This is a genomic window from Pedobacter sp. TM02, assembly GCF_059705275.1.
On record NZ_AP046530.1, the window covers coordinates 3,377,644 to 3,404,439 of the forward strand.

Annotated in this window: 22 protein-coding genes; 7 read left to right on the plus strand and 15 right to left on the minus strand. The window is 45.2% G+C overall.

What is annotated here, in order from left to right; translation table 11 throughout:
* Nucleotides 1–41: 41 nt before the first annotated feature.
* From AC6H1S_RS14460 to AC6H1S_RS14490, 7 genes are all read right to left on the minus strand, one after another.
* The gene (locus tag AC6H1S_RS14460) at nt 42–278 is read right to left on the minus strand and encodes a hypothetical protein (RefSeq protein WP_199138255.1); all 237 of its coding nucleotides are present in this window, start codon (nt 276–278) and stop codon (nt 42–44) included.
* A 9-nt stretch (nt 279–287) separates the two neighbouring features.
* Nucleotides 288–647, minus strand: coding sequence for a hypothetical protein (locus AC6H1S_RS14465; RefSeq protein ID WP_497564054.1), 360 nt, complete (start codon nt 645–647; stop codon nt 288–290).
* Between the two features lie 419 nt (nt 648–1,066).
* Nucleotides 1,067–2,470 (minus strand): c-type cytochrome domain-containing protein, encoded by a 1,404-nt coding sequence (locus tag AC6H1S_RS14470; protein ID WP_497564055.1) that lies wholly within the window; start codon nt 2,468–2,470, stop codon nt 1,067–1,069.
* Nucleotide 2,471: 1 nt separating this feature from the next.
* Complete coding sequence (locus AC6H1S_RS14475; RefSeq protein ID WP_497564056.1) at nt 2,472–3,404, minus strand: sugar phosphate isomerase/epimerase family protein; 933 nt, start codon at nt 3,402–3,404, stop codon at nt 2,472–2,474.
* Nucleotides 3,405–3,454: 50 nt separating this feature from the next.
* Nucleotides 3,455–4,966, minus strand: a complete 1,512-nt coding sequence (locus AC6H1S_RS14480; RefSeq protein WP_497564057.1) for a DUF1501 domain-containing protein — start codon at nt 4,964–4,966, stop codon at nt 3,455–3,457.
* 6 nt (nt 4,967–4,972) lie between these two features.
* On the minus strand, nt 4,973–7,708 hold the full coding sequence (locus AC6H1S_RS14485; protein WP_497564058.1) for a DUF1553 domain-containing protein: 2,736 nt from the start codon (nt 7,706–7,708) through the stop codon (nt 4,973–4,975).
* 170 nt (nt 7,709–7,878) lie between these two features.
* Nucleotides 7,879–9,216: a GH1 family beta-glucosidase gene (locus AC6H1S_RS14490; RefSeq protein WP_497564059.1), complete on the minus strand. Its 1,338-nt coding sequence runs from the start codon at nt 9,214–9,216 to the stop codon at nt 7,879–7,881.
* Nucleotides 9,217–9,317: 101 nt separating this feature from the next.
* On the opposite strand from AC6H1S_RS14490, the gene AC6H1S_RS14495 reads away from it, so the two are divergent.
* A complete protein-coding gene (locus AC6H1S_RS14495; RefSeq protein ID WP_497564060.1) occupies nt 9,318–11,858 on the plus strand; it encodes a PKD domain-containing protein in 2,541 nt (846 codons plus the stop codon).
* Here AC6H1S_RS14495 and AC6H1S_RS14500 read toward each other — a convergent pair.
* The gene (locus AC6H1S_RS14500; RefSeq protein ID WP_497564061.1) at nt 11,855–13,672 is read right to left on the minus strand and encodes a MutS-related protein; all 1,818 of its coding nucleotides are present in this window, start codon (nt 13,670–13,672) and stop codon (nt 11,855–11,857) included. The two genes, AC6H1S_RS14495 and AC6H1S_RS14500, sit on opposite strands and share 4 nt — an antisense overlap.
* A gap of 181 nt (nt 13,673–13,853) precedes the next feature.
* Here AC6H1S_RS14500 and rlmH point away from each other — a divergent pair, with 181 nt between their 5' ends.
* The 3 genes from rlmH to AC6H1S_RS14515 are packed head-to-tail and all read left to right on the plus strand — an operon-like array spanning nt 13,854 to nt 15,218.
* Nucleotides 13,854–14,327, plus strand: coding sequence for a 23S rRNA (pseudouridine(1915)-N(3))-methyltransferase RlmH (gene rlmH, locus AC6H1S_RS14505; RefSeq protein WP_497564062.1), 474 nt, complete (start codon nt 13,854–13,856; stop codon nt 14,325–14,327).
* Complete coding sequence (locus tag AC6H1S_RS14510) at nt 14,320–15,030, plus strand: tetratricopeptide repeat protein (protein ID WP_497564063.1); 711 nt, start codon at nt 14,320–14,322, stop codon at nt 15,028–15,030. Before rlmH ends, AC6H1S_RS14510 begins: the two co-directional genes overlap by 8 nt.
* Before the next feature lie 50 nt (nt 15,031–15,080).
* Nucleotides 15,081–15,218, plus strand: coding sequence for a hypothetical protein (locus AC6H1S_RS14515; protein ID WP_497564064.1), 138 nt, complete (start codon nt 15,081–15,083; stop codon nt 15,216–15,218).
* 264 nt (nt 15,219–15,482) lie between these two features.
* On the opposite strand, the gene AC6H1S_RS14520 is transcribed toward AC6H1S_RS14515, so the two are convergent.
* Entirely contained in the window at nt 15,483–16,025 is a 543-nt protein-coding gene (locus AC6H1S_RS14520) for a DUF5606 family protein (RefSeq protein ID WP_497564065.1), read from the minus strand.
* A 68-nt stretch (nt 16,026–16,093) separates the two neighbouring features.
* Nucleotides 16,094–16,552 (minus strand): peptidylprolyl isomerase, encoded by a 459-nt coding sequence (locus tag AC6H1S_RS14525; RefSeq protein ID WP_199138282.1) that lies wholly within the window; start codon nt 16,550–16,552, stop codon nt 16,094–16,096.
* 263 nt (nt 16,553–16,815) lie between these two features.
* Between AC6H1S_RS14525 and AC6H1S_RS14530 the strand changes: the two genes are divergently transcribed.
* Entirely contained in the window at nt 16,816–17,997 is a 1,182-nt protein-coding gene (locus tag AC6H1S_RS14530; protein WP_199138327.1) for an asparagine synthetase B, read from the plus strand.
* A gap of 119 nt (nt 17,998–18,116) precedes the next feature.
* Here AC6H1S_RS14530 and AC6H1S_RS14535 read toward each other — a convergent pair whose 3' ends face one another.
* Genes AC6H1S_RS14535 through lpxK form a run of 3 tightly spaced genes read right to left on the minus strand, consistent with a single transcriptional unit; the run spans nt 18,117 to nt 21,977 of the window.
* A complete protein-coding gene (locus tag AC6H1S_RS14535) occupies nt 18,117–20,138 on the minus strand; it encodes a putative porin (protein WP_497564066.1) in 2,022 nt (673 codons plus the stop codon).
* Nucleotides 20,138–20,953 (minus strand): purine-nucleoside phosphorylase, encoded by an 816-nt coding sequence (locus tag AC6H1S_RS14540; RefSeq protein ID WP_199138286.1) that lies wholly within the window; start codon nt 20,951–20,953, stop codon nt 20,138–20,140. Before AC6H1S_RS14540 ends, AC6H1S_RS14535 begins: the two co-directional genes overlap by 1 nt.
* Nucleotides 20,910–21,977 (minus strand): tetraacyldisaccharide 4'-kinase, encoded by a 1,068-nt coding sequence (gene lpxK / locus AC6H1S_RS14545; protein WP_497564067.1) that lies wholly within the window; start codon nt 21,975–21,977, stop codon nt 20,910–20,912. The genes AC6H1S_RS14540 and lpxK overlap by 44 nt, the downstream gene beginning before the upstream one ends.
* 174 nt (nt 21,978–22,151) lie before the next feature.
* On the opposite strand from lpxK, the gene pruA reads away from it, so the two are divergent.
* Nucleotides 22,152–23,786, plus strand: coding sequence for an L-glutamate gamma-semialdehyde dehydrogenase (pruA, locus tag AC6H1S_RS14550; protein WP_199138290.1), 1,635 nt, complete (start codon nt 22,152–22,154; stop codon nt 23,784–23,786).
* A gap of 114 nt (nt 23,787–23,900) precedes the next feature.
* Here the strand turns inward: pruA and AC6H1S_RS14555 are convergent, their stop codons facing one another.
* On the minus strand, nt 23,901–24,806 hold the full coding sequence (locus AC6H1S_RS14555; protein WP_199138292.1) for an AraC family transcriptional regulator: 906 nt from the start codon (nt 24,804–24,806) through the stop codon (nt 23,901–23,903).
* Nucleotides 24,807–24,970: 164 nt separating this feature from the next.
* Here AC6H1S_RS14555 and AC6H1S_RS14560 point away from each other — a divergent pair, with 164 nt between their 5' ends.
* The gene (locus tag AC6H1S_RS14560; protein ID WP_199138294.1) at nt 24,971–26,005 is read left to right on the plus strand and encodes a DUF2157 domain-containing protein; all 1,035 of its coding nucleotides are present in this window, start codon (nt 24,971–24,973) and stop codon (nt 26,003–26,005) included.
* A 109-nt stretch (nt 26,006–26,114) separates the two neighbouring features.
* On the opposite strand, the gene AC6H1S_RS14565 is transcribed toward AC6H1S_RS14560, so the two are convergent.
* The gene (locus AC6H1S_RS14565; RefSeq protein ID WP_199138296.1) at nt 26,115–26,792 is read right to left on the minus strand and encodes a carbonic anhydrase; all 678 of its coding nucleotides are present in this window, start codon (nt 26,790–26,792) and stop codon (nt 26,115–26,117) included.
* Between the last annotated feature and the right edge of the window lie 4 nt (nt 26,793–26,796).

The window sequence follows — 26,796 nt, forward strand, 5'->3', positions numbered from 1 at the left end:
ATAGGATGTTTGTACTGTATCTATTTATCATGGACTAGCCATTACTCTTCTTCTGTTAATGTATCGGTATTGTTCAAAAATTCGGTTATGGCTTGTACTTCGTTTTCAAATACGTGCAATTGGATGCCGCTAATAGAAGTATCAAAAACGGGATAAACCAAAGCTGCGTTTTCGCCGGTAAGGAAACAGTTAAATCCGGCATCCTTTAATTTAGCGGCTACAATGTTGGCCTCCATTGGGCTTTCGAAAGTTTTATAAACTACAATTTTATCGTCCATACTACAAAGTTAATAAACTAACTTCGCTTTGCCGTCAACACAGGCCACACTTTTGGGCAAAACAATCATGGGGCACATTGGCCCTTTATTCCATTTCACATCAAAAGCTTCTTTTTTTCTCACATAACCGGCGATCTTTTTAATTAACTCCTGTACATCCACCTTCTTATCGTAGGCGATATATCCAATCGGTCCATTACAAGAACTTGATGTCATTGCTAAAATCCCCCATTCGGTATTGCCATCGCAATCCCTTTGGCCCGAAAATTTTTCGACTTCTATTTTTAGCCTGTCCAAATCGGCTTCGTCATTGCTCCTTGATCCCTGAAAATCTTTTTCTTCGCAACTGGCCAAAGCAAGCAAAAACATCAAAAAGGCTACAAAATAGAAGTTTTTTAACAAAGGATATTTCATAATTACACCATTAAAAACATAAACCTCAAGTTATGTAAAGTAATTCAGATTGCCGTTATCGGCTAATATATTTTAATTGTTGTAAATCAGCTTCGCTTTGCCCTCAATGCAGGTTGCCCCATTTGGCTGCATGGGCAAGCTACCATCAGACATTACATGCCATTTCACATTAAAGGCTTTTGGTTATAGAGCGCTACTTTTTTAGGGAACAATTCTATATCTAATTTCCTTGTTGTAGGCAATGTATTCTGCCGGACCGCCACAAGCCTTTTCGCCAATAGCCGTAATGCCCACTCTGTAGCAGCATCGCAATTGCTTTGCCCCGACAGTTTTTCGATTTCTATCGATAACCCAATGGACATGATGAAAACTGTTTAATTCTTAACCGCCACTTTAACTTCAGTAGTATCTTTTGGCAAGGTTGGCACCTGGTAATTACCCGAATCAATCTTTACCTTGGGAAATGTTTTTTTGAGGCTGTTCCAATCGGTTCGCTGTACCTGTGTTTGGTAAAGATAGATATACTGTAGTTTTTTAAGTCCGCTGAGTTGTGCCACGCCTTTTGCCGTTACTTTTGTACCTACCAGACTTAAAGATTGTAGCTGATCTAACGATTTTAGATTGGCCAAACCAGCGTCGGTAATTTTGCTATTGTTCAGACTTAATCGGCTAATGTTTTTGCAATCTTTCAAACCTTTTAAAGTGGCATCGTTGGCTAAAGGATGATCAAGCTTTACCCAGATCAGTTGCTCTTTAATGGCCTTGATCTTGTCCATTACCGTATCGGCCAGCGAAACCGCATTGATAAAATTGGCACTTAAATAATTACTGTTTTGGGCTACCGGAACAACCATTATACCGGCATTTTTCAAAGTTTGCAATGCTCTCTCCTCTGCAGCACCTACTTCTTTCTCCGGAATAAGGCTCAGCTTATTTTCGGAAGCGGTTGCTGTCCCTTTTTGGAGGGCGAGCAAAATTGGTTTGATGTTTTCGGGTTGGCTCAACTCTTTAACTTTCTTGTTAAACGGGGCTCCATTATTGATCCACCATTTTAAAAGCTCTATTTCATGGGCTGTTAATTGCGGTTTTTCTTTAGGCGCCATGTGGTCTTCATTGCTGATAGGCAACAGTAGGCGTTTGATCAATTCACTTTCATCGGCTTTGCCCGGTACAACTGTATGACCACCTTCTCCTCCTTTTAAAATAAACTCTTGTGCATCGAGCCTTAACTTGCCTTTTTGTTTTTCGCTGCCATGGCAGCTGTAGCATCTATTTTTAAGCAAGGGCTGAACGGCGGCTTCGTAAATCAATGCTTCTTGGATATTTGGAATCGGCGGAATGGCGGCCGTGTTTTTTGATCCGCCTTCTTTTAACGGAGCCGTTAAGTAATCGGAACCGTGGGTTAATGAGCCTCCCAAGTGCCCGGTAATAGAAATCAACACGATAAGCGCCAAAGCCGTAATGCCCGAAATCTTGTTGGATTTGGCATATTTGTGAACGAGCAGCAACAGCAGCGAAATCACCGCCGTAGCGATACCCATCCATTGATGATTGCCAACCAATTTGCCATCATAATCGCCACTTTGGGCCAACAAATAACCGGTAATGCAAGAAAACACTGCACCTAGCATGCCCAAAAACAACGTTATGCCGATGGCAGGCTTTAACGTTTCGAATTTCGGACTTAGGCTCAGCAACAGGAAAAGACACGCGATTAATAAAATTCCGATGGGCAAATGCACCAATACGGGGTGAAAACGACCTAATAATTCGAGCATGCTACTGGTATCTTTTCCTTAACAAATTCATCATGTACACATTAATAGCCCATTGATCGGCCAAGGGTTGGCGGGTATAGGGCAAGGCGGGCATGTAATCAACAGGTCCAAATTCGGTAAGAATGGTCATGCGTTCGCCTTGTCGCTTTTTACGTTCGATGATTTTGTCCCACCAAGCCAGGTGTGCCTTCACCACGTTCTCCCATTCGGGTGCCCTCGGATCGTTTACCTGGGGGCCTTCGGCATGGCCAACTCTCGAATGGATGTGTTCGGCACGCGACAACAGGAAATCTACCGTTTCTTTCTGGTCGGCCAGCAAGCTCTCGTGCACATTGCACCAATGCGAAATATCGAGTGTTAAACGCAAATCGGGATTTCTTTCGGCAAAATCCTTGCTGATGTGGGCCGCAAATAGCATACGGCTCCGGTGTGTTTCGTGATAAATGGGAATACCCGTGGCTTTTGTTTTGGCCGTGGTATAATCGATAAATTGTTTGTTCTGCTCGTAGGTGAAATAATCCCTGCCCGAGTGGCAATTGATATACACCGGTTGCTGATAGGGATTGGCACAAATGGCATCTAAGTTTTTCTTGAAAAGCGCCAAATGCTCAGTTAAATTGGCTTGATAGCCCGCACAGAGGAAACCTATTTGCAACTTATGCTTTTTTACGGCATCAAACAATGCTTTTTGATCATCGGCTTTATCTGGCCACCAGACTTCTATACCTTCGTAGCCTTCTTTTTTAGCCGCAGCGCAAAATTCGTCCCGACTACCGGCAAAACCCCAATCGGTTTGCATAAACAGCAATTCATAGCCAGCTTTGGCCTCGATGCGAGGCATTTCACGGGCAGCTAGTTCGGCCAGCGGATTTAACAGGCTTACGGCCGTTAATGCGGTGGTATGCTTCAAAAAGTTTCTTCTGGTTTGCGCCATGTTTGGATGTTAAAATGATTGAATAGGTAAGTGAAAGAATAATTTTTGGGTTAAGCAATAATTTCATTGATTACTTTGCCGCTCACATCGGTAAGCCTAAATGGCCTGCCCTGAAACGGATAGGTAAATTCTTCGTGGTTAAATCCAAGTTGGTTTAAGATGGTGGCCTGTACATCGAAGGCATCAACTTTGCCACTGATGGCACTATAACCTATTTCGTCGGTTTCGCCATGGGTAAAGCCTTTTTTGATGCCTCCGCCTGCCATCCAAATGGTAAAAGCTTCGGTATGGTGGTCTCTCCCTTTGAATGGGTTCTGTACGCCATTGCGGTTTTCCATCATCGGTGTACGGCCAAATTCGCCGCCCCATACCACTAGGGTTTCTTCCAACAGGCCCCTTTGCTTCAAATCGAGCAGCAAGGCGGTAATAGGCTTATCAATGCTCCTGCATTTATTTTTTAGGCCGATATTGAGCGAATTGGTCGGGTTATCGCCATGGGCATCCCAACCCCAATCGAACAGCTGAATGTAGCGCACGCCTTTTTCTACCAGTTTGCGCGCCAGCAACACATTATTGGCAAAGCAGGCCTTACCCGGTTGCGTGCCGTACATTTCGTGGATGTAGGCCGGCTCGTCGTTAATGTTCATGACTTCCGGAGCGGCAATTTGCATGCGGTAAGCCATTTCATATTGTGCAATGCGCGATAGGATTTCCGGGTCGTTGTACTCTTGGTATTGCTGTTCGTTGGCCTTGTTGATGGCTTCGATAGAGGCTTTTCTCAAATCGCGGTTCATTCCGTCGGGATCTTTGATAAACAATACCGGATCGCCTTCGCTTCTGCACTGTACGCCTTGGTAAACAGACGGCAAAAACCCGCTGCCCCAAACACTTTTACCTGCATCAGGAAAACTGCCACCGCTGGTCAGCACCACATAACCCGGCAAATTCTGATTTTCGGTTCCCAAACCGTAAGTTACCCAGCTGCCAATGCTTGGCCTGCCCAAACGTGGACTGCCCGTGTGCACCAGCAACTGAGCCGGCGCATGGTTAAACTGGTCTGTTTTAACGGCTTTTAAGAAACTAACCTCATCGGCCATGGTCGCAAAATGGGGCAGGTTTTCGCTAATGGTTGCGCCACTTTGGCCATGTTGGGCAAATTGTGCCTGTGGCCCCAGCATTTTGGGCACACCGGTAATAAAAGCAAATTTCTTTCCGGCCAATAGCGAAGGCGGACAATCCTGGCCATCCATTTTCATCAGTTCGGGCTTGTAATCGAATAATTCCAATTGTGAAGGCGCACCAGCCATGTGCAGGTAGATTACGCTTTTGGCCTTGCCCACAAAAGGCGGCGACTTGGGCAATAGCGGATGGGCTGGATCATAGCTGATTTGGGTTTGTGGCTTGCTAAACAGGCCACCGCAACTTCCCAATAAGGAACCCATGGCCAATGCACCTAGTCCAAAGGCGCTTTCCTTTAAAAAATGTCTTCGGCTTAAGCCGCTCAACATAGCTTCTTGGGCTTCTTTAACCAATCTATGGGCATTCAGTTCGTCTCTGGTCATGTTTCTTTAGTTTTTGGTTACCACTTCGTCTAAATTGAGCATGGCATTGGCCACCAATACCAGGGCGGCGGATTCGGGTTTCGCGGCTTGTTGTTTATCGCCCATTAATGCCGAAGCCGCCTTCGTATCTTTTTTAAAGGTTGCCAACGCCTTGGCATATAAATCTTCAAATACCTTTAACCTGTTGGCAGGAATAGGCTTGTACAAAATCACCGAGTAGCCTTGTGCAATCTGATGGGCTATGTTGCGACCTCCCGACTGTTGCATGCGCGAGGCGAAATGCCTGGCCATGTCTACATAAACCGAATCGTTGAGGGTAACCAGGGCTTGCAAAGGCGTGTTGGTTCGTATGCGCCTCGGACTGCACACTACGCGCGATGCCCCGTCAAAAGCGATAGCCGATGGGTAAGGAGCCGTGCGTTTCCAATAGGTATAAATGCCCCTTCTATACTGGTCTTCGCCATTGCTTTTGATCCATTTGGCGCCATTGTAGGGCGAAAACCAAATGCCTTCAGGTTGCCAGGGCATAACTGGCGGACCATACATTTTGGTACTGAGTACCCCGCTAATGGCCAGGCCTTGATCGCGGACCTGTTCGGCACTGAGCCTAACCCTTGCTCCTCTTGCATAAAATTTATTGAAGAGGTCTTTTTCCTTGAGCTCTTCCGAAACTTTCGAATCCTGCCGGTAAGTAGCCGTCATTACCATTTCCCTGAGCATTTTTTTTACGCTCCAGTTGTAGGAGTTCATAAATTGATAGGCCATATAGTCAAGCAGTTCCTGATGTGTTGGCGGCATGCCCTGCGTGCCCATATCTTCGAGCGTTTCGACCAAGCCTGTGCCAAACAGCTGTTCCCAAAGCCTGTTAACCATGGTTCGCGATACCAAGGGATTGCGCTTGTCGGTTAACCACATGGCCAAACCCATTCTGTTGTTAGGTGCATTTTTAGGCATGGCAAAAGCGAGCGAATGCGGTACACCTGCCTTTACTTCCTTGCCTTTTGAAGTCCAGGCGCCACGTTCGAACACGTAGTTTTTGCGGCGCATAGCCATAGGGTTTTCCACCATAATCGGTGTAGTAGGCACGTTGGCATTCAGCAAATTGTTGAAAGTTTTTTGATAAGCCACGTAGCCAGGCTGGCCTTTTCCTGGAAATTGTGGGGCAAAATGAAACCAATCGAAAAAGACCGTAAACTCGTCGGGATTTTTGATTGCAGGATTGCTGTAGCTCAGGTACACATCGTGAATACCGTGTTGCATCTTAAAATCGACAGCTACATTTTGATAGCTTGGGCCAGTAGCCAATGGCCACGAAACCAGTAAGGGGCCGTTTGGCGAATCGATATGGAGGCTCATCTTTCCACCTGGTTTATTGGTATTGTACCTGAAAATCAGCTGATCTGCTTGGTTCAAATCAACCGCTTTTAAACGGGCTACGGCATTGTTCTTAAAAAACAAAGCGATGTTGTTATTGCCGATCACCGCATTTTTCAGCTCATCGGCCGTAGTAGAGTTAATAGCTGGCTGTCCGGTTTTTAGAAAAAGACTGATGGCTTTGGCTCTTTGCAGTGTGGCTACCTGGGCCACCCAGTTTTCGAGTTGCTTCAGCTCGCGGCTCAGTGAATCGTTAAATTGTTTGAGCAAAGGATATTCTGCGGGTACGTCTTCGTCTCTGGTATTGTTAAAATACGACATGAACTGGTAGTATTCGTCGTGCTTAAAAGGATCATAAGGATGGCTGTGGCACTGCACACAAGCAAAAGTGGTGCTCATGAGCCCTTCCCAAGTTGCGTTTACCCTATCGAGTACCGCCGCGGTGCGAAATTCTTCGTTATTGGTACCGCCCTCGTCGTTGGTTGGCGTATTGCGGCTAAAAGCAGTTGCGATATATTGCGCATCAGTAGGATTAGGCAACAAATCGCCGGCTACTTGTTCGGTCACAAACTGATTATAGGGCATATCGCTGTTAAAAGCCTTGATTACCCAATCTCGGTAGGCCCAAATGTTACGGTTGGGATCTGATTCGTAGCCTTTGGTGTCGGCGTACCGGGCGATATCGAGCCACATGGAAGCCCAGCGCTCGCCAAAGCGCGGCGAAGCCAGCAGCGAATCAACCAGCAACTGATAGTCTTTTGTTTCGTCTTTGCCATTTAGGTACAAATTGGCTAGTTTTTCTGAAGGCAAGGTACCGATCAGGTCTAAGCTAACCCTTCGCAACAGGGTAGCCCGATCGGCCTGTGGCGAGGGTTTGAGTTTGTTTTCTTCGAGTTTGGCATAAATGAATTTATCGATGCCGTTACGTACCCAGTTGTTATCTACATCAGGCAAAGGTGTCGGCTTTACAGGCACATAAGCCCAATGATTGCCCCATTTGGCACCTTGTTTAACCCAGGCACTTAAAATATCTATTTCGTTTTTGCTCAGCGCCTCGTGTTTATAGGGCATCCGCTGTTCAGGATCGTCTGTTTGTAGGCGTTTAATAAATTCGCTTTCCTCTGGATGACCTGGGACAATGGCAGGCTTGCCACTTTTGGTAGCTGCTAGGGCTTCTTCGCGAAACAATACGCTAAAGCCACCCTGCTGCTTTACGCCACCATGGCAACTGATGCATTTTTTGTTGAGGATAGGCTTTACATCCGCATTGAAATCAATCTGCTTTTCGGCAGAAAACAAGGAGAAGGCAACCAAGGCTGTGGCCGTTACAAAAACTGCGGCCAAAAGCATTTTTTTTTGTGATAGCATAAACAATTTCGTGTTGTTAAAGTGCTATACCGAAGTAAAAAACAAAACAGTATAGGAAGATACCTAAATATCCTGAGAAATTTAGACTACAACAATATAATATCTTACGCTAAAAATGGACTATCTTACGATGACTAAGCCGAAGTAAGCCTAACTATTGGGAACCGCAGTTAATTACCCAAGAATTTCTGCCACCAATAGCCCGAGTCTTTGATGCTTCTTTGCTGGGTTTTGAAATCGTTGTGCACAATGCCGAACCTGGCCTGGTAGCCTTCGGCCCATTCAAAATTATCCATCAGAGTCCATACCATATAACCTGTAATGTTAATGCCATCATTTTTGGCCTTGAGCAAAGCTTCTAAATACAGTTTAAAAAAAGCGATACGGTCTTCGTCGTGGACATGGACATCCGTCAATTTATCGTTAAAGGCAGCTCCGTTTTCGGTAATCATAATTTCCTTCACTTTCGGGTAGCCGGCAAATTGTTTGATGATGTTATAAAAGCTGTCGGCATTAATTTCCCAGCCCATGGCCGTATGGGGTTTGTTGCGGTTCTTGGCTTTGACCTCCCAGGCTTGTACAACCGGAATAAACGCATTGTACCGGATCACCAAAGGGAAATAATTTTGCAGGCCGATAAAATCAAAATCGAATGTCATGCGCTTAACATGGCGCCAGGTAGAGTGGCTCACGGCAAATTTCTCCAACACATCCCAATCGGCCGTTGGAAAACCCATGCCCAAAGTCGGTTCAATAAACAAACGGTTCATTAGGCAATCAACCCGTTTGGCGGCTAGCAAATCGTTGGCACTCGTTGTGTAAGGAATGATTTCTGAGCAGGAAAAGGTGGTTCCGATGCGCGCGTTTGGCACTTCGGCGCGTAAAATATGGCCACCATCTGCCTGCGCAATGGCCGTATGCTGCGCCGCTGCCAAAAAATTGGTTAGTCCGGTTTCGCCAGGGGCATGAACGCCAAGCATATAGCCGAGCGAAGTAAAGCCAAATGGCTCGTTAATCACAATCCAGTTTTTAACCTTGTCGCCATAGGTCTTGCCACAAAGCATCACAAATTCATTGAAATCGGCATTGATACTAAATACGGTCCAGCCACCTAGTTGAGACAAGGTCTCGGGCAAGTCCCAATGGTACAGCGTAACATAAGGAATAAGTCCTTGGCTTAGGCATTCGTCGATCACGTTATGGTAAAAACGGATGCCTTCTTCATTAACCAGCCCTTTGCCTAATGGCAACACCCGCGACCAGGAGATAGAAAAGCGAAAAACCTTAAAGCCCAGGGTCTTTACCAAGGCGATATCTTCCTGATAGCGATGGTAAAAATCGCAGGCTACATCAAGCTGGTGGCCTTTTTTAATTTTGCCTGTTCGCTTGGCAAACGTATCCCAAATAGAGGCACCCTTGCCATACGTATTCGAGGCGCCCTCTATCTGCGCGGCCGCAGTAGCAACTCCCCATAAAAAATCAGGACCAAAATCACTGGCTTTAAACATTTCTATACTGGCTAATTTTTGCTAAGGTCAATTATTCCTGTTAAGTTAATATTAACAATTGTGAATTGGCTAAACAAAGCTTTTTTTTCTATTTTTATGAAATGACGCGCTTGATAATCATCTGTTTATGTTTGCTCACTTTGGGCGCGCATGCCTATCGCTCAGCGCCTCCGAACGATGAAATAGACAAAGCCGTCAACATCGCCAATACCGATGCTTTTTGCAGCGAGGATGCCAAATACAGCAATATAGAGGCTACCGCAACTGCAAGAGGCGTCCCGATGAATTGGAGCGGCGCCATTGGAAAGGATGTATGGTTCAAATTCACGGCCACCAAATTCGATGTCAACATTACCGTAAACGGCAAAGACAATGCCACTAGTACAAATACACTGGTTAATCCGCTAGTAGCGCTTTACACTTTTGATCCGGCCACCAATTCATCAGCCGAGCTCCCTACCAATATGCTCACTTCGAGCAATGTAACCAGCATTACCAAAGGTGGGCTAATTCCCGGAACGGTTTATTACATCAGGGTAAGCGCTGCCATGAATGCCGAGGGCACTTTTAAGCTTTGCGTTAACAATTACTTTGCGCCACTTAAGCCCGGGCAGGATTGTGGTACGGTTTCTATCCTTTGCAAAATGGAAGAATTTACCCAGACCAACGTTACCGGAGCAGGTTTAAACAACAGGGAAACCGCCGGAACCTGTTTAGGCACCGAATCGAATTCGGCCTGGTACATGTGGACCGCAGGCAAAGACGGCACTTTTACTTTTACCATAACACCTACTGTCCGCAACAATGATATTGATTGGGTATTGTATGATTTGGGACCGGGTGGCGATTGCAGCCAAGCTACTGCCGCCAATGCCATTCGTTGTGCCTCTGGAAGTGGCGTTACCTGTACGCCTTTCTATAACCAAACCGGGTTGAGCTTAACGGAAACCGATCTGCGCGAAGAATCCGGCTGTGTGCCTGGCCAAAATGGCTTTGTCAAGTTCGTAGATATGGTAGCCGGGCATAACTATGCGCTTATTATCGACAACTTCTCTGGAGGCAACAATGGCTTCCATATCCAATTTGATGGCACCACCGAGTTTGTTGGGCCAACAGCGGAGATTAAAATGGACAAGATCAACCCTTGTACATTTCAGCAAAGCTATACCTTCTCCAGTCTTTCGTCTAATTATAATACCTTAAAATGGACTTTTGGCGAGGGTGCCAATATTGCCACTGCCAATACTGAAGGTCCTTTTAACATCACCTACACTACGCCAGGCGAAAAAGCGGTTGTACTTGAGGCGCAAGGGGCCAACGGCTGTACCGTGTTTAGTACCGTCAAGTTTATGGTGGCCAATACGCCCTCACCACCTGTCATTATTCCTTCTGCCCTCAAGCTCTGTGTTGGCGAAACCTTAATACTGCGCACACCTGACCTCGATTTGGCCAGCTATCATTGGACAGGACCAAATGGCTTTGCCTCAGACCAACAAAATCCTGAAATTTTAATTACCGGTCCAGAAAACGCTGGCGATTATCAGCTCTACGTACAGGTTGGCGATTGCGTTAGCCAAACAACGACACTCAGCATCCCCCCCATCTACCTTAAACCTGAAGCACAGTTTAAAATTGTTGTCAATAACGCCTGTCAAGCCAATCAGAACTTTACGCTGGTTAATCAGTCAACTAATTTTACCACGGCTATTTGGGATGTCGGCACAGGCGTAAAGAACTTAACTACGACTAGCAATGGCGACGGCGTGCTGACCTACAACACTACAGGCACCAAGACCATTACTTTAACCGTACAAAACGCCAATGGCTGTTCGGTAAGCATTTCGCAACAATTAGAGGTGCAACTGAAGCCTGCTACGCCGGTAATTCGTGCCAATCAAACTAAATTTTGCATCGGTGATGTCATGAAGCTGGAAATTGACGAAGTAGATGGCGTAACCTATCAATGGACAGGCCCCAATGGATTGACGGCTAACACGGCCAAACTGGAAGTTCCATTAACTGATTTTAAACAAGCAGGTGTTTACCAAATTGTGCTTAAAGCCGGCGACTGCCTAAGCGATGCCGTCCAATTTGTTGTACCGCCCATTGCCAAAATACCTCAAGCCATTTTTAACACCGAGCCTCAATTCACTGCCAAATTTTCGGCACCCTTACCTATCGTTTTTACCAACAGCTCTAAAGATGCCGACTCTTACCTTTGGGATTTTGGCGATGGCAGCCAATCTACCTTGGCCAATCCCACCCATACCTATACCCAAAGTGGTACGTTTAAAATTACCTTAACGGCTTATGCCGACGAAGGCTGCTCTAATTCGGTAACCAAGGGCGATTTGGTGATCCTGAAAAATGCTTCCCTATTTGTGCCCAATGCTTTTTCGCCCAACGGCGACGGCACTAACGACGAATTTGTGGTGAGCATTACCAACCTTAAAAAGTATCACCTCTTTATTTATTCGAGGCTGGGCGAAAACCTTTTCCAAACCACCAGCATTTTCGAAAACTGGAAGGGCACCTACAACGATAAACCAGTGCCAGTTGGGGTTTATTATTATGTAATCATGGGCAAGAACATCGCCAATCAGGATGTAAAATATACAGGCTCGCTCACCTTGATCCGCTAATGCTGCTCATCGAGCGCCAAGCCGATCTCTTTCAATAAAATAGCTGCATTAAACGTGCTGCAAGGACCATGCTTAAGCTGATAGTCGAAACTCATTTCGCCATGCGCCAGCTGGATATCAAAATGGAAATTTCTTACGGTTTGCGCGTAGATAACCTGGAGTTCAGACAACTGCAGATCGTGTGTCGCAAACAGCGTCGGCACCCGAAGTTCAATCATCTTTTCAATAAAAACCTTCGAGCCCAGGTACTTGTCCCTGCTATTGGTGCCGCGCAGCATTTCATCAATCAACACCATGGCATTCTCGGTAGTTTTTACAGTGCTTAAAATCATTTTCAGCCGGTTTAGCTCGGCCTTAAAAGTAGAAGTGCTTTCCTTTAGCGAATCTACGATACGCATATAGGTAACCAACTTGAAGATAGACAAGCGCATTTGGCTGGCACAAACCGGCGCACCGGCATAGGCCAAGATCATATTGATACCCACTGTTCGCAAAAAAGTACTTTTTCCGGCCATGTTAGAGCCGGTTACAATGTCGACAGTAGCTTGTGCTTCAAGCTGGTAATCGTTATACACCCTGCCCTGCTGCTTAATCAGCGGATGGCCCAGCCCGGTTGCCGATAGCGAAAAGCCTTCATCGATGAGCGGAAAAGTCCAAGCCGGTTCGTTGTGTACCAAAGTAGCCATCGAAATAAGCTCTTCAAAATAGCCTATCCTATCCAATCCGTTTTCTACTTCGGCTGTTGTATTCCACTGGTCAAGCTTGATGCAACAATCCAAATCCCACAAAAAGAAAAAATTGAGGATAGCGCTAAGCAAAATGTTCAAGCGGGCGTCAAAGGCCTGAATAATTTGAGCCAGCTTTTTGATTTGTACGCTTACCTGCTTTGTAGAAGAGAAGAGAGACCGGATATAGCTGCTTTGCCAATTGATTTCCTCTGTCCATTTAATGGCAGTGGCATAATCGTTCAGCAATGCCGAGCCTCCGCTAAAGCCGTAATATACCTTATTGATTTTTTTGCCCTGGCCGAAAGTAAGCGCGGCATTGATAAAGGCTATCAGCATTAAAAGGGTCCACAGCTTTCCGCCAACGACAATGGCAGCCAGAGTTAAAATCGAAGCCACATAAGGCAATAGCTTTACATACAAGCGCAAAGGTTTATTCCTGGTAAATTTGAGCTGCTCGGCCAGCGGGCCTTTCAGCTTCTGTTTAATCTGTTCGATCTGACTTACGTCGTGCCCCTTTAAATTAGCCCTCAACTCGAATGTGCGGTCGATATGGCTTGCCATTTCCCTAATAGCCTCCTGCCTGGCCACGATGCCATCTTTGGTATCGGTGAAGGCTAGGCTTTGGGCCAAACGTTCAGTACCCACTTTGGTAACGCACCTGTTAAGGAGGGCAAAAAGCGACGACCTTCCAAAAATATCCAAATCGGCAGTGTAGGCATGGTTCTCGTCTTTAAAGTTTTCGCCGTGTGCATATTTGTTTTCATTGCCCCTTAATAAAGTCAATTCGTTTTCATAAACCCATAAAAGATTGCTCAGATACTCTTTGTTTTTGCTGAGGGCACTTTGCTTCTTCACGGCAAGTATAAAAACGGCTATCGGCAACGCCAGCAAGGCCCCTCTCCAAAACATCTCGGTATCGTTGGCCGATTGCAGAAAGAAAACAAAAAATGCGATTTCTACGAACAATAATGCAATGCGCACCATAGACAATTTGTCGATGCTCTTTTTGAGGCCATCGATGGTTCCGACAAGCGCGGTGGCACGCAACTTATATTTATTTTCGATTTCTTGCTGGCTTTTTAACATTATATTTGTTTTTTGATTGTGCGCTAAGATACTACGAAACCCGGAGAGAAGAAATAAAAGAACGAATGGAATAAAGAAAGACCAAAACCCAAAGCTTAAAGAAACTGAAGGCTGAAAAATTGAAGGAAACGGGATGCCCCATTCAAAATCCGATCATTCAATCATTCAAAATTATTTACCCATGAAAATAACGCTAGTAGCTGTTGGCAAAACAGAAGACAAATACCTGATCGAAGGCATAGAAAAATACCTTAACCGCTTAAAGCACTACATCAATTTTAGCTTTGTCATTATTCCCGACATCAAAAACACCAAAAATCTTACCGAAGCCCAACAGAAAACCAAAGAGGCCGAACTGATTGCCAAACAGCTGAACCCCGGCGACGTAGTAATGCTGCTTGATGAAAAGGGCAAAAAACACAGCTCGGTTTCTTTTGCCGAGTACTTGAACAAACAGCTGATCGGCAGCGTACAGCACTTGGTGTTCATTATCGGCGGCCCCTATGGTTTCGACGAGAGCATCTACAAGCGCGCCAACGGGAGCCTATCGCTTTCCGACATGACTTTTTCGCATCAAATGGTACGCCTCTTCTTTGTAGAACAATTGTACCGTGCCTTTACCATCCTCAAAAACGAACCATACCATCATGCGTAGCCTATTATTAGCTTTTGCTGCTCTTTTTGCCTTGGCAAGCGTCCATGCGCAAGAATCGGGTTTAGATCATTTTAATGCCGGCATGGAAAAATCAAGGCAAAAAGATTATAAGGGTGCCATCGAAGCGTACAACAAGGCCATTGAATTAGATTCTGCCGACTGGAAAAACTATTTTAACCGCGGATTAGCCTATAAAGACCTTAACAACTACAAGTTGGCACTTGCCGATTTTACAGTGGCCATCAGGTTTGCGCCCGAAAACGAAATCCTATATTACAGCCGTGGCATCACCAAATATATGCTTAGGGATTTTACCGGCGCTGTAGCTGATCTCCATCAATTAATCGAGCTCGATAACGATTACCCATCGGCTTATTTGGTGAGAGGAAATGCCTACAGAGAACTCAAAAACAACAAACTGGCCATTGCCGATTACGAGAATGCCATAAAGGCCAACCCGAAGGAAGAGGAAGCTTATTTTCAACGCGGGGTTTTGCGTGGTTACCAAAAAGATTTTGCAGGCGCCACTGCCGATTTTTCGAAGGCCATTGCTCTCAATCCCGAAAATGCCAACAGCTATGTAAACCGGGGGCTGGCCAGGCTGAACAACAAGCAAAAAGAAGAGGCTTGTGCCGATTTTAAAAAAGCCATTACGCTAGGCCATGCCAATGCCAAGCAAATGCTGGCTGCTTATTGCAAATAATTTATGGAAATCTTTTGCTGATTTCATCGTTTAATTAAAAAGGAGGCATTATGTTACCGAGCGATTATAAAAGAAAATACAAGTTTAGAACCGATCATTCGAGAGAGAAAAAAATAATGAACATTACCATCACCATTCTGATACTATTGGTGGTAGCTTGGTATGCCTATAATTATTTCTTTAATTAAGGATGAATGCCATCGGGCAAATGCAAAAGCTCAAACTCTCGGTTCTACTGCTTTTGGCTTCGAATTTTTCGACGGCCCAGCAACTTACCAATACCACTGTTTGCCATTTAACCTGGAAACCTTAACCCGCCTTTCATCAAGGCCAGATTCGATCCTGCCAAGTTTTGATGGCCATTATTTTGATTACAAAAATAACCAGCCAAAATTCCCATAAAAAAAGCACCATCGTTTTCGAATGGTGCTTTTTATTTTCAAAAACGTTAATTAAACGCCTTTTTTGCTTGTCATGTTGGCCTTTTTGGCTGGCGCCGATGTTTTGGTAGTTGGTGCCTTGGCATTGCTTGGCTTGGCCTTAGGCGCCGCTTTGGCTTTTTTCTCTACTTTTTCTTCCACCTTTGGCACATCTGCTTCCGCACCTTCCGGGGTTTCGGTAAACAAAGGCAAATCTTTAAGCAACTGGTACCAGGTTAGGATTTTCTTCATGTCTGAAGCATAAACCTTTTCTTGGTCGTGGCCCGGAGCTACCTCTAAAAAGAAGCTACGTAAAGCCTTGCCATCTGCCTTGCTATCAGGCACTGCATTTTTGCTGGCCGCGATGTTGGCCAATACATCAACCAATTTTAGTTCTTCGTCTTCGCCATAAATGGTGATATCTTCTAACGAAGCCAATTTGGTCGTAGAGATGTTGGCTACAATCTTTAACTTTTGTTCGTCTAGGCTTTCTAAAACGTAGCCTACTTTGTTTTGTCCAACCAGCTTAAACAAGCCCGGTCTGCCAGATACGGCTACAATTCCTCTTAAGTTCATATATTTTGTATTGCGTATAGCGTATAGCGTATAGCGTTTTCTCTATACTCAATACGCTATACTATGTACTAGTCTTCTATAACTTCAATTGATAAAATTCTATCGCCTTGTCTAATGTCGTCAACAAGGTCTACATTTTCAATCACCTTGCCAAAACAAGTGTGGTTGCGGTCTAAATGCGCAGTATTGTCTCTGCTGTGGCAAACAAAAAATTGCGATCCGCCAGTATTTCTTCCGGCATGTGCCATAGACAATACGCCACGGTCGTGGTATTGGTTATCTCCGCTTAGCTCGCAATCGATTTTGTAGCCCGGACCGCCTGTACCTGGCATACCGGTTGCGCCTTCTTTAGAATTAGGGCAACCACCTTGGATAACAAAATTCGGGATTACACGGTGAAAGGTAACGCCATTATAAAAGCCTTCGCTGGCTAATTTCTTAAAGTTGGCAACAGTATTCGGTGCATCTTTGTCATAGAACTCCACGGTCATATCACCTTTTTCAGTCTTTATTATTGCTTTGCTCATTTTATAATTTATTGTGAAGAGACAAATTTAACAAATTGAAACGATTAGCCTAATACCTGAGCCACAAATCGTACCAAAGAAATTCCAAATTGATATGAAACCTGCTGTTTTAACGTTTTTATCAACGTAATAATTTCAGATTAGCCTCCAAAAAATATACATTCGCATAGCAAGTATCCTTTATGGCTATAAATAAATTCCGTCTGATCGTTTGCCTTTTGCTGTTTTCGGTAGCAAGCCGGGCTTCTTCTATTCTCATTTATATGGACGAAGGGCAAAAAAACCACCTCAAGGCCTATGGCATTGCCTATTGGAGCATTAAGCAACAGGCAGAGGTCGATTGGTTGCTTAACTACCGCGGGGGAAGTTTTTTGGTGAAGTATGCCAAGCCCATAGAAGACGAATGCAAGATACGTGGCGTTTCTTACGAGGTAATTGCCGATGGAAAGGCGACCGCCATTTTGAACGAAATCAACAATCCGGATGTGAACATGGAAATGGTGAAGCTGGAAAAAGCGCCAAAAATCGCCGTTTATTCGCCCAAAAGCAAACTCCCTTGGGATGATGCCGTAACACTGGTACTCACCTATGCAGAAATCCCCTACGATGTAATCTACGACGACGAAATCCTAAAAGACAAGCTGAGTAGCTACGATTGGCTGCACTTGCACCACGAAGATTTTACCGGTCAGTATGGCCGTTTCTGGAATGCTTTTAGAAATGCCACCTGGTACCAGGAAGACGTGAAATACCAAGAGGCCGCGGCCAAGAGAAACGGTTTTAAAAAGGTATCGGAAATGAAACTGGCCGTGGCCAAGCGCATCAAGGAGTTTTGTGCAGGCGGAGGCTTTCTGTTTGCCATGTGCTCGGGCACCGATAGTTTTGATATTGCCCTGGCTGCCGAAGGCGTTGATATTGCCGAAAGCATGTTTGATGGCGATGGAACCGACGCCAATGCCCAGTCAAAGCTCAATTACAACAACTGTGTAGCCTTTAAGGACTTTAAAATTGACCTGAACCCCGAACGCTATGAATTTTCGGATATAGACGTCACCCAAACCCGCACCTTTACAGAAAGCAACGACTATTTTACCCTATTCGATTTTTCGGCCAAATGGGATTTGGTGCCAACCATGCTTACCCAAGACCACGATAAGGTAATTAAAGGTTTTATGGGCCAAACGACCGCCTTTAGGAAAAGCCTGATCAAACCCAGCGTTACCATTTTGGGCGAAAACAAAGGCGGTGCAGAAGTGCGTTACCTGCATGGCGAAATTGGAAAGGGGCAATTTACCTTTTATGGAGGCCATGACCCCGAAGATTACCAGCACCAGGTAAACGATCCGCCTACCGACCTGAGCCTGCACCCCAACTCGCCGGGCTACCGCCTGATTTTGAACAACGTGCTTTTTCCGGCTGCTAAAAAGAAGCCACAGAAAACCTAGCTTTCGGTTAGGGCTTATGGGTTGTGGGTTGCGAGTTGCGAGTTGCGAGTTGAAAAGCAGATTACACTATTTCCTACTCCCAATTTTCTATTCCCTGTTCCTCCAAACAACTAATATGGTTAATCATAAAAATTCCAGCTTACGCCGAATTTCAATAAACGATCGGGCATTGGGTACCTGTTAACCGTATAAAAGCCATTGCTAAACAAGCCTTGGTTCACGTAGTCGTATTTCAGGAAGAGGTTGGCTCTGCGCAAACCCGCCTTGATCCAAACATCAACTACGGGCTTGGTGCCTAGTTTAACAGGGTCGCCATTGTAGAACTGGCTGGTTGCCGGCGAATAAGAAAGCGCCGAATAGGCTGTATTGTACCTGATATCGAAACCGATTTGTGTTTTTAAAGCCTTAAACAAAGTTTGCTCTTTATAAATGCTATTGAAAGTATACACTTCGGGTGTTCGTAAGATGTCTTTGCTGTCTGTTTTTTGATAAACCACATAGGCATCCAAATGGAAACTTCTATAAGTAAACTTTTTGCCTACACTCACCTGCAGCAAATTGATGCTTCCGGTGGCTTGTTGCGGTGCAATGCCATTTTTGGCATCGGCGGCAAAATACAGGTAGTTATCAATTAAATAATAAGCGGCTGAAGCATCAAAACCATATCTTGGGTTAAGATAGTTAAAGGTAAAATTGACCGTTTTCGTTCTGTCGAAGTTGTTTACCCAATCATAATAGTTGCCAAAATAGCGCGAATAGATCTCTTCGGGCGATTTATTCTGCATATAGGCTCCGAGTACAATTTGCCCGGCCTTGTTGCCCAAAAGTACATTGCTCTTGGCCTCGTAAAGGAAATCGCCGGTATTTTCGCCCTGAAATATCTGTTGCAGGTTCAGGTTGATATCAACCTTGTTGCTAAAGCGATAGCCTAAAGCCCCCAACAAGCTGATGTTCTGAAAAGAAGCATCATGACTGTAATACAAGCTGCGATCGCGCAGCAGGCCTTGTTGCGCATAGCTGTAGAAATCGTGCCTGATCCCCGCATCGATTTTCAGCTCGTTCTTGCCTAAGAAACCGCTTCCCCTGCCCCGCAGGAAAAAAGTATACACAAAATCGTTCTGCAAATGTTTTACGCTGGTCGAATCGTTGGTAAAAACAGAGTCGACCGGATGGATCTTATCAGGAAACGGCGTTCCCACAACAATGGCCTTGTAAGCATCTATCTCATCTTTTTTAAACGAATAAGCGCTTTTGGTGTAAACGAGGGTATGTGTAATCTTATTGGTAGGCAAGATGCTTTGGTTACTGGCATTCAGCGTACTGTCTATGCGCCCTACAAAATAGCTTTGGCGTATCATGAAAGAATTTTTTCGCCACAGCTGCTTGGCTGTACCGAGCCTAACGGGCTCTGCCTGCTTGTCAACCAACGAACCACTGGTTTGCGTAAAGATGGTATCTTTGAGAATAGACCCGTTTTCTTGGGCCTTAAAAGTATTAAAAACGGCATCGGCCCAGAGGTTATAGCGCTTGTTTGGCGATTGGAACCAAATAAACAAGGCTGCATTGAGCACATCGCCACGCTGATGGGTATAAGCGCCATTGGCTCCGATACGATCAAAATTAGCCCCAAAATTGAAGTTCTTGTTTACGTTTTGCGAATGGACGATTTTAAGCACCTGCTCTTTATCAGAACCATTTACATAATATAAACTTGTAAAGGGCGTTCGAGCGCGATAAAATTTCACGTCATCGTAATTAAGCGCATAGTAATCCATGGCGTGAAAACCCGCATCAAAACCGATGTTTTTTCTCGGATCGAACAGCAATGAAGTAGCCGAGAGGCCCATTACCCCTGTCCCTACAGTAGGCCTACGCGGCTGCAACAACACGCTAAAATTCTGGATGCCGGTAAGGCCGGTATCAATAGGCAACGTGTGGATGCTGTCTTTGGTTAAGCGCAGGGTGGTATACCTGATGTATTTCGAATCGAATATTACCGAATCTTTTGCGTCTTCTTCCTTCTTCCGCAAAGAATCGAGTTCCTTATTATTGGTTACACTGGTTTTCAGGTCTTGCGCAAACAGTTGCGAAGCACAAAAAGCCAGGTTGCAGCACAGAAGAAAGGCAATGAGTTTCTGCATTATAGGGAAGAAATAAGCTGGCTAAGAATTTGTGTCATTTTGGGTTCTGCATGCGCCGCGGTTGCTAGAATATCTTCCAGGCTAAAAGGCTGCAGGTCTTCCGGAAACCCCTCGTCGGTTAGTACAGAAATGGCAAAAACCGGCAAACCGGCATGGTTGGCCACAATCACTTCAGGCACGGTGCTCATGCCCACGGCATCGCCACCAATAATACGCAGGTATTTGTACTCGGCCTTGGTTTCTAAATTCGGACCGGTTACGGCCACATACACGCCTTGATGACAGGTAATCTTGGCTTCTTGGGCAATTTTCAAGCCTTTGGCAATCAGCTCGCGATTGTAAGGCTGGCTCATATCGGGGAAACGTGGACCCAAATCATCATTATTGATACCACGCAAAGGGCTTTCGTGCTGCAGGTTGATATGATCGTTGATGATCATCAGATCGCCTTTCTTAAAATCCGGATTCAGCGAGCCGGCCGCATTCGATACGAAAAGGTACTGAATGCCCAAGGCCTTTAACACCCTAATGGGAAAAGTAATCTGCTGCATGCTGTAGCCTTCGTAATAATGCAGCCTGCCCTGCATGGCCACTACTTTTTTGCCCTGCAAAGTACCAAAAATCAAACGGCCAGAATGGAACTCGAGCGTAGAAATCGGGAAATTGGGAATACTGGCATACAGTACGCTGTGGCTAACTTCAATTTCTTTGACCAAACCGCCAAGGCCTGTGCCCAGTACGATGCCGACTTCGGGTTTAAAATCTTCTATTTTATGCTTGAGGTAGGTTACTGACTCTTTTAGTTCTTGCAACATAGTCTAATATATTTTGGTCAAAGGTTTGCTTATCTGTAACAGCCAAATCTATCTGGATCGGCAGGTAGAATATCGGCAAATTTAAGAGTAAATCTTTTAAATTATCTCCTAATAAACGCTTACTATCCTTTTCTGTTGTAATTATAATCTTTTCTTTTGAAGAATGCTCGCCAAAGGCCTTAACCAGTTGCCTGATATCGTCTTGGCTAAAATGGTAATGGTCTGGAAATTCGAAAGCCACGAGGTTTGGGGTCTGGCTTTTCAAATAATTGGCCAGGGGAACGGGGTTGGCAATACCGGTGAGCAAAAATACCGTGGTTGTTGCCCGAACAGACTGGTTTTCGCCACCAAACAAAGGCACCAGTTCTCCGTATTTGATCGAGGCAAACGAAAGGGTCTGTTGATCATGTAGCAAAAAACCCTTGCCTATCTCCTCCTTCACCTCTTGGCTTATCGCCACAGGTACCTTGGTTATCAACAGGGCATCGGCACGCCTGTAGGCATTAAAAGGTTCGCGCAAATTGCCCATCGGCAACAAAAACTGCCAGTGCATGAAAGAAGCAAAATCGAACAACAGGATATTGAAGCCGGCTTTTACGGCCCGGTGCTGGAAGGCATCGTCGAGCAGGATCACCTCATGGTTGGCCTTGAGCTCATTAATGCCTTTGACACGATCTTCACAAACAGCTACCGTTACCTGCGGAAATTTCTGATGGTACTGCAAAGGCTCGTCGCCAATCGTTTCGGCTGTAGTATGGGCATCGGCCAACACAAAGCCCTTGGTTTTCCGTCCGTAGCCACGGCTCAGGATGGCCACCTGATAATCGGCCAGCAGCCTTACCAAATATTCGGTGGTAGGCGTTTTGCCCGTACCGCCAACGACCACGTTGCCGATACAAATAACAGGCAAATCAAAACGCACTGATTTAAAAATGCCCCAATCGTACAGCTTGTTCCTAAGCATAACCACCATGCCGTAGAGCAAGGCAAACGGAAAAAGTAAGAGGCGCAGGTATTTAAGCATGTTCAAGGTTCAAAAATAGCTATTATTAACCGTACTACCTTATGCATCGTGTACAAAGGCCTTTAATTGTGAAAATGCCATGGAAAGCAGAGAAATAAACCGCACCTTTATGCCGCTATTTTACAATGGCATTAAACTATAAAACCTATCTTTGTACAAACAAGAATTTAATTTATGCTTAAAGGATTTTTTAACGTACCTGCTCCTGTTAACGAACCCATTTTGGGTTACGCACCAGGAAGTAAAGAACGCGAATTGTTAAAAGCGGCGCTAGCCGAAAGCCGCTCAAAAGTGATCGATATCCCGATGTATATCGGCAGCGAAGAAGTCTATACCGAAGACCAGGGAAAAATTACCCCTCCGCACGACCACCAGCATTTGTTGGCCAACTATAGCAAGGGCAACAAAAACCACGTAAGCCAAGCCATTGATGCCGCTTTAGCCGCCAAGGCCGATTGGGAAAACCTGGCATGGGAGCACCGTGCAGCCATCTTCTTAAAAGCTGCCGACCTGATCGCAGGTCCGTACCGTTATAAATTAAATGCAGCCACCATGTTGGGGCAGAGCAAAAATGCTTTCCAGGCCGAAATCGACTCGGCTTGCGAGCTGATCGACTTTTTGCGTTTCAACGTGAGCTACATGACCGAAATCTATAAGCAACAACCTCCGGTATCGCCTCGTGGCAGCTGGAACCGCGTAGAACAACGTCCGTTAGAGGGCTTTGTGTTTGCCTTAACTCCGTTTAACTTTACCGCCATTGCCGGTAACCTGCCTACTTCGGTGGCCATGATGGGCAATGTGGTGGTATGGAAACCAGCCAATACCCAAATCTATGCCGCCAATGTATTGATGCAGATTTTCCGCGAAGCGGGTTTGCCAGACGGTGTCATCAACCTGGTTTATGTTTCTGGTCCTGATGCAGGCGACGTGATTTTCTCTCACCCTGATTTTGCAGGCATCCACTTTACCGGATCTACCGGCGTTTTCCAAGACATCTGGAAAACCATCGGCACCAATATCCACAAATACAAAACTTATCCGCGCATTGTAGGCGAAACTGGTGGCAAAGACTTCATCTTGGTGCACGGCTCTGCTGATGCCGAGGTATCGAGCACAGCCATCATCCGTGGCGCTTTCGAATACCAGGGACAAAAATGTTCTGCGGCTTCGAGGGTATATATTGCCAAAAGCCTGTGGCCAAAAATCAAAGAACTGATGTTGAGGGATTTGGCTACCTTTAAAATGGGCCCAACCGAAGATTTCAGCAACTTCATCAATGCGGTTATCGACGAGAAATCGTTCAACAGCTTGGCCAAATATATCGACGCCGCCAAAAACGACAAAGGCGTTGAAATTATTGCCGGTGGCAACTACGACAAGTCTAAAGGCTATTTCATCGAGCCTACGGTCTTAGTGGTCGACGACCCGAAATACACCACCATGTGCGAAGAGCTATTTGGCCCGGTATTAACCATTTTTGTATACGACGACAAAGATTTCGATAAAACTTTAGCTATCATTGACAGCACTTCCATCTATGCTTTAACGGGTGCCGTAATTGGCCAAGACCGTTATGCTTTAGAAAAAGCGACCCAACGCCTGCGCAATGCGGCCGGCAACTTCTACATCAACGACAAATGTACGGGTGCAGTAGTTGGTCAACAGCCATTTGGTGGCGCAAGAGGCAGCGGCACCAACGATAAGGCAGGCTCGATGATCAATTTGCTGCGCTGGGTTTCTCCACGTACCATCAAAGAAACCTTCGATCCGCCGAAAGATTATCGCTATCCGTTTTTAGCAGAAAACTAACAACGCTTACGAAGTTTTAAAACGGCTTGACCTACAAATTCACCATTGAAAACCAAGCAATTAAAAATAAAGCTTCGCAAATATATCCAGAAAAGGCCGGTTAATCCGGCCTTTTTATTTTTTCATTTTCCTGTAAGCCGAAGGCGATACATGCATCCATTTGCTAAACAGACGCGAAAAATAATAAGGATCTTTAAAGCCAACCGTATTCGAAATCTGCTTGATAGAAAAATCGGTAAACTGCAGCTGCTGACAGGCTTTTTGTATTTTGAGGTGGTTAAAATAGTCGGTAGGCGAATACCCGGTAGCCGACCTGAACACCAAAGAAAAATGCGAAACAGAGAGATTAGCCCTATCGGCAAAATCTTTAAGGGCAATGCTGGCGCCTAGGTTATGTTGCATAAACTTAATTACTTCGCTTACCACCTGGTTGCTGTTTTTCAGTTCTACGCGACCAAATTTGTCTTCATACAAAATAGAAGAAAGGAAATGGTAAAAGGCCATGGTGATGAAACGCAGGTTGTCGTCGCTGTAGCCATTTTCGAGGGTAAGGTAGATTTCCTCAAAAATCCTGATCCGGTTTTCGTTAAAGATGATTTTGGGTTCCAGGCCACTCACCTGCTCGGAAATGAGCTCGATAATCTGTCCTGATAACTTGCCTTTAAAATGAACCCAATAAATACTCCAGGGATTTTGCTCGTCGGCGCCATAGCTATGTTTGGTACCGAGGGGAATGATAAAAAAAGTAGACGGCGAGATTGCCACCGGCTGCCCTTCCACTTCTATCCAGCCCGTGCCATCAACGCAATAAATTAAGATGTGCTGTTCGGCGCCTTCCTCGCGTACTACAAAATGGTTTTTGGCTTTCGGAAAATAACCAATATCGGTAATATAAATCTGTTTGGTAATGGGATCTTTCTTTAAAAAAGTGCTTTCAACCTTTTTGGGCAACACAATATGCCTTTGGCCCTCAAAGCCCTCTCTTTTTTTGATTCTTACCAGGGATTGATGTTTTTTCATGGCAGCATAAACCTCCTGGCCTTGACAAAGACGAGCAAACGAGGTTATATTTGGTTTTCTTTGCCGAAAGATAGCAAAAGATAGTTACAACAAAAGCTGATGACCTCAGGCAGGGCATAGTTTTATTTGTTTCTTTTAAATGTCCATGCTATCTTTAGGTACAGATGAAAATCGACAAGGACAAAAGCGAGTTTTTAGACGAGGTAATCGAGCAGTGGAAAACCGACGGGCTGATAGATGCTGATACCGAAACCAAGCTGAAAAAAAGTTACGAAACCAAGGCCTTCGACTGGCTAAGGTTGGCTCAATATTCTTTTTGGATTGCCATGGCCTGTGGTTTTATCTCGCTTGGCGCATTTTTGATAGACGATTCGGTACTCAACTACCTGAAAAGAATATACCAAACGCCCAACATCATCATCAGCATTTTATCAGCTGCTGGTGCCGGCTGGCTGTACTATGTTGGCTTTAAGCGCAAAAAACACCATAGCGAACGCAGGTTTAGCAACGAGGCCATCCTGTTTAGTGCCATTCTGCTCACCGCCAACGCCCTTGCCTACTTCGGCAAAACCATCGATAACGGCAGCAGACATTTTTCTGTTCTCATTCTCATTTCGGTATTTGTTTATGGCACCATTGGCTACCTATACCGTTCTAAACTGACTTGGATTTTTGCCCTGATTTCGTTGGCAGCTTGGTTTGGCACAGAAACCGGTTACCTGAGTAGAAGCAATTATTATTTCCTGGGCATGAACTACCCCTTGCGCTTTGTATTTTTCGGACTGGCGGTAACTGCATTGGCCTTTTTGTTGCGCAACCATAAAAAATGGGGCTATTTTTTTGAGGCGAGCTATGTTTGTGGCATGGTTTATCTATTTGTATCGCTGTGGTTTTTATCGGTTTTTGGCAATTATGGAACATTGGAAGCCTGGTATGGCATCAAGCAACTGAGCCTGTTCTATTACGCCATTGTTTCGGCAGGAGCTTGCCTCCTCAGCATTTGGGCTGGCCTAAAATACAGAGACGAAGTGGCGCGCGAATTTGGCATCACCTTCTTGTTCCTGAACCTGTATACCCGCTATTTCGAATACTTTTGGGACAGTTGGCACAAGGCTCTTTTCTTTTTGGTGCTTGCGGCTTCTTTTTGGCTCATTGGCCGTAAGGCCGAAAAAATCTGGAACCTCGAGTTTCTCAAATGAACCATCAAGCCCTACCCTAAGCAAGGCTTCATGCCAATTAGCGGCGTTTATTCCAATAAAAAAGCCATCTCCTAAGAGACGGCTTCTATTCAATTGACAATTGTTTTGCTTATTTATTGGCCTTCATTTTATACACCGGCGAAATATCAGCTGCGCTAGAAGCACTTACCTTCATATCGCTGATCAAACCTGTTTTAAGGCTGTAAACCCAAGCGTGTACTGATAGCTCCTGGCCTGCGGCCCAGGCATTTTGCACAATCGAGGTGCTCATGATATTGGCTGCACCCTCAATGGCATTCAACTCTACCAAACGATCAAATTTACGGGTTTGGTCTTTAATGGTATCCAGTTCCCTGTCGTGAATGCGGTAAACATCCTTGATATTTCTCAACCAGTTGTCAATCAGACCAACCTGCTTATCGCCAAGCGCCGCATTTACGCCACCGCAGCCATAATGGCCACAAACGATTACATGTTTTACTTTAAGCACGTTTACCGAATAATCCAATACGCTCAGCAGGTTCATGTCGGTATGCGTAACCACATTGGCAATATTGCGGTGTACAAAGATATCGCCAGGCAAGGTATTGGTAATCTGGTTGGCGGGTACACGACTGTCGGAACAGCCGATCCATAGTACCGGAGGAGTCTGTCCAGCAGCCAAGCGGTCGAAAAAAGTGGGATCTTCATTTAAGGTTGCAGCAACCCATTCTTTATTGCCTTGCAATAAGCTCTCATAAGTAATAGCTTCTTGACGGTTATCTTTTTCTACATTTTTTGCGCACATAATT